4 protein-coding genes and 1 pseudogene are annotated in these 3730 nt (G+C 63.6%); 2 read left to right on the forward strand and 3 right to left on the reverse strand.

The window, feature by feature from the left end; translation table 11 throughout:
* Window positions 1-357, reverse strand: a pseudogene (locus tag HCZ87_RS20180) (peptidase M19); the annotation flags it as partial.
* A 152-nt stretch (window positions 358-509) separates the two neighbouring features.
* Between HCZ87_RS20180 and HCZ87_RS20185 the strand changes: the two are divergent.
* Together HCZ87_RS20185 and HCZ87_RS20190 are read left to right on the forward strand one after the other, a co-directional pair.
* The gene (locus HCZ87_RS20185) at window positions 510-1502 is read left to right on the forward strand and encodes a Gfo/Idh/MocA family protein (RefSeq protein ID WP_167646839.1); all 993 of its coding nucleotides are present in this window, start codon (window positions 510-512) and stop codon (window positions 1500-1502) included.
* Between the two features lie 248 nt (window positions 1503-1750).
* The gene (locus tag HCZ87_RS20190) at window positions 1751-2020 is read left to right on the forward strand and encodes a DksA/TraR family C4-type zinc finger protein (RefSeq protein WP_167646841.1); all 270 of its coding nucleotides are present in this window, start codon (window positions 1751-1753) and stop codon (window positions 2018-2020) included.
* Window positions 2021-2048: 28 nt separating this feature from the next.
* Here the strand turns inward: HCZ87_RS20190 and HCZ87_RS20195 are convergent, their stop codons facing one another.
* Together HCZ87_RS20195 and HCZ87_RS20200 are read right to left on the reverse strand one after the other, a co-directional pair.
* The gene (locus tag HCZ87_RS20195) at window positions 2049-2600 is read right to left on the reverse strand and encodes a GNAT family N-acetyltransferase (protein ID WP_368484156.1); all 552 of its coding nucleotides are present in this window, start codon (window positions 2598-2600) and stop codon (window positions 2049-2051) included.
* A gap of 118 nt (window positions 2601-2718) precedes the next feature.
* A partial coding sequence (locus HCZ87_RS20200) for a M3 family oligoendopeptidase (protein WP_167646845.1) occupies window positions 2719-3730 on the reverse strand: 1012 nt, incomplete at its 5' end.

A 3730-nucleotide genomic window follows, 5' to 3' on the forward strand; every position in this document is an offset into this window, starting at 1 on the left:
GATATTGTCGCGCGCCGCCGCGTCGTTGTGGTCGTAATTCTGCCCGGCTGGGGATTTGGTCACGGCGGTAAAGACCTGAAGCGCTACATTGCCCTCGATCAGCCGGGGGATATCGACCTGGCCGCGGGTGCTGCGCTTGGTCAGGTCGCGTTTCCACAGCAGTGGGTCGGCGTGCAAATCACCGATGGTCAGGCTGTCATGCAGGGCGCGGGCCTCGGCGCTGACCACATAGGGGGCATGTTGCACCACCCGGTTGCGGCTCTTTTCGACATAGGCGGGGCCGCAGATCAGCACCGCCACGAGCGGGAGTGCCATCAGCAACAAGAGCCTGCCAAGCCATCGGATCAACGTCGCCATCAGGGGGCTCCTTTCTTTGCCTGCGCAACCAGAGGGTAGGGGCGCGCGCTGGCAGAGCAAGGAGAATTCTTCGAGCCCGGCCCTTGCCAGTGGACGGAGAGCCACTAATGTGAGCGCAAACAAGGCATTTGAATACCAAAGGGAGAGAGACCATGCCAGAACCCATTCGCTGGGGCATCCTCGGGGCGGCCAATTTTGCGCGCGAGCATATGGGACCGGCCATTCACGCGGCCGAAGGGGCCGAACTGGCGGCGCTGGCCACGTCTTCCGTCACCAAGGCCGCGCCCTTTCAGGCCTTCGCGCCGGGGCTGCGGCTGCATGACAGCTACGAGGCGCTGCTGGCCGATCCGGCGATCGACGCGGTCTATATCCCGCTGCCCAACCATTTGCATGTGGAATGGGCGCTGCGGGCGATGCAGGCCGGAAAACACGTTCTGGTGGAAAAACCCGCCACATTGCGCGAACCGGAGTTTGAACAGCTGATCGCGGCGCGTGATGCGGCAGGCGTGCTGGCGGCGGAGGCCTATATGATCGTGCATCATCCGCAGTGGCAGCGGGCGCGCGAGCTGGTCCAATCCGGCGCCATCGGGCGGCTGCGGCATGTTTCGGGCAAGTTCTCCTTCGACAATCGCGAAGAGGTCGACAACATCCGCAACCGGGCCGAAACCGCAGGCGGTGCGCTGCGCGACATCGGCGTCTATGTCTTTGGTTCCGCGCGTTTTGTGACAGGTGAGGAGCCGCAGGAGATCAGCGCCCAAATCGAATGGGAAAACGGTGTCGATGTGCTTTCCAATGTGCAGGCGCGCTTTCCGGGCTTTGTTTACACGGCCTATGTCAGCACCCGCATGCACCCCTATCAGGAGATGGTCTTTCACGGCGAGGCCGGTGTTCTGCGGGTGACGACGCCCTTCAACGCCCGGGTGTTTGGCGAGGCGCAGCTGGAGTTGCACAGCGCGGCGGCCTCTGGCGCGGCGGCGGGGCAGGTGACCACCGAGCGCTTCCCGATGGCGGATCAATACAAGCTCCAGGTGGAGGCCTTTGGCCGCAGCATCCGCGAGGGCACGCCCTATGCCTGCCCGCTGGAATTCTCGCGCGGGACCCAGAGTATGATGGACCAGGTATTTGCGGTGGCAACTTCGCTCTGACACCTGCCTATGGGCTTCTGAAAAAGGGGGGGGCGCTCCCGCGCGTCCCCTCTGCATTGAAAATGCAGATCGGCCCCTTGGGCCGGGCAGGCCGCGCCGAAGGCGCGGCCTGCCCCCGGGCGTCGTGCCCTTGCACGGCGCAATACCTGTCCCGCCGGAGGCTGGGCTGCGTTCAGGGTGAGATCCGGCTTGTCCTTGGCCCGCCGCCGGGTCTAGCATGGCGGCGCAGAGCGGATGTGGAGGCAATCATGGCGGGCGGATGGGCAAAGGACGGCGCGGTGAGCGAGCAGATCGAAGCTTCGATCTCGGATGAGCTGGCCCGTCTCAAATCACGGCGTGCCCCGATGGGCGAGAGCCTGACCCATTGTGCCGACTGCGAAGAAGAGATCCCCGAGGCGCGGCGCAAGGCCATTCCGGGCGTGAAGCTCTGTATTGATTGCGCGCAGGAACGGGACGGCGCGCAAAAGGCGCGGGGTGGCATCAACCGGCGCGGCAGCAAGGACAGTCAGCTGAAATAGGGGTTTTCTGCCCGGACTTTGGGGTCCTCTAGGAGGCATCTGCGTGTGGACCGGTGGCGATCAGATCGGCGCGATGGGGCGCGGCATCATCTGGCGCGGGAAGGTTGCACCGCATCACATGCTGCGGCCCGGCCAGGCCGCCCTCGAACAGCTCCCCGGTGTCGTGAAACCCCGCATTCAGGTAGCTGCGCACCGCGATCTGGTTGCGCAGGTTCACCGTGAGCACCACGGCCTTCGCGTCCCTGTAACATCCCGCAAGCGCGGCGGGCAGGGCGCGGAGCGCGGCGGTGCCCAGCCCTTTGCCCTGATGCTGATGATCAATCATGAGCGCCCGCACCCCTAGATCGCCGGCGCGCGCAAACGCGTGGGTTTGGGGGTATTTCAGATCAATCTTGAAAAAGCCGACGCAGGTGGCGCCTTGCCGAATGGCATAGAGGTCGATGCCCGCCTCATCAGAGGCAAAGGCCATATCCACGGTGCCGCAATAGACGATTTGTTCCGGGGCAACCGCGATATGGCGGACCAGATCATGGTCCGCCCGGGTCAGCCGGAGGAAAGTGATATTTTGCGTTTCTGTCACAGTAGCTACCATGCATAAAAAACGCGCGCCGTCATCTCTGACGGCACGCGGATCGGCAGTTGATTGCCAGAGCGCGGCGGCCCTTCCGCGCCGAGGCGGCGCGAAAGGCTGATCGGGCTCAGGATTCCATGGCTTCCAACTCGTCGATGAGGCCGGAGATCATGGAAAGCCCCTTGTCCCAGAATTTGGGATCGGAGGCATCGAGACCAAAGGGTGCGAGCAGCTCCTTGTGGTGTTTCGAGCCACCGGCCTTGAGCATGTCGAAATACTTGTCCTCGAAGCCTTCGGCCCCTTCGGCGTAGACAGAGTAGAGCGCGTTCACCAGCCCGTCGCCAAAGGCATAGGCGTAGACATAGAAGGGCGAATGCACGAAATGCGGGATATAGGCCCAGAAGGTCTCGTAGCCCTCCATGAAGTCAAAGCCGTCGCCGAGGCTCTCGGCCTGCACGCTCATCCAGAGGGCGTTGATATCATCGGGGGTCAGCTCCCCCTCGGCGCGGGCGGCGTGCAGTTTGCATTCAAAGTCGTAAAACGCGATCTGGCGCACCACCGTGTTGATCATATCCTCGACCTTGCCGGCGAGCAGCACTTTACGCTCTTCCTGGGTCTTGGCCTTTTCCAGCATCTTGCGGAAGGTGAGCATCTCGCCAAACACCGATGCTGTTTCGGCCAGGGTCAGCGGGGTGGAAGACAGCATCTCGCCCTGATCAGCGGCCAGCACCTGATGCACGCCGTGGCCGAGCTCATGCGCCAGGGTCATCACATCGCGCGGTTTGCCGAGGTAGTTCAGCATCACATAGGGGTGCACATTGGTCACGGTGGGGTGGGCAAAGGCACCGGGGGCCTTGCCGGGTTTCACGCCCGCGTCGATCCAGCCCTTGTCAAAGAAAGGCTGCGCGATTTCGCCCATGCGCGGATCAAAGGCCTCATAGGCTTCCATCACGATGTCGCGGGCCTCGTCCCAGCCAACGGTGCGGGTGGCCTCCATCGGCAGCGGCGCGTTGCGGTCCCAGACCTGCATGCGATCCAGCCCGAGCCATTTGCGCTTCAGCTCATAGTAGCGATGCGAGAGCTTCGGGTAGGCGGCCACGACGGCGGCGCGCAGGGCCTCGACCACCTCGGGTTCCACA

It is taken from the genome of Phaeobacter sp. HF9A, assembly GCF_011806385.1.
Lineage (GTDB): Bacteria > Pseudomonadota > Alphaproteobacteria > Rhodobacterales > Rhodobacteraceae > Epibacterium.

Bases quoted from the DNA above. Each gene is read 5' to 3' on its own strand.
- HCZ87_RS20185 (WP_167646839.1), top strand. From the start codon at position 510: ATGCCAGAACCCATTCGCTGGGGCATCCTCGGGGCGGCCAATTTTGCG.
- HCZ87_RS20190 (WP_167646841.1), top strand. From the start codon at position 1,751: ATGGCGGGCGGATGGGCAAAGGACGGCGCGGTGAGCGAGCAGATCGAA.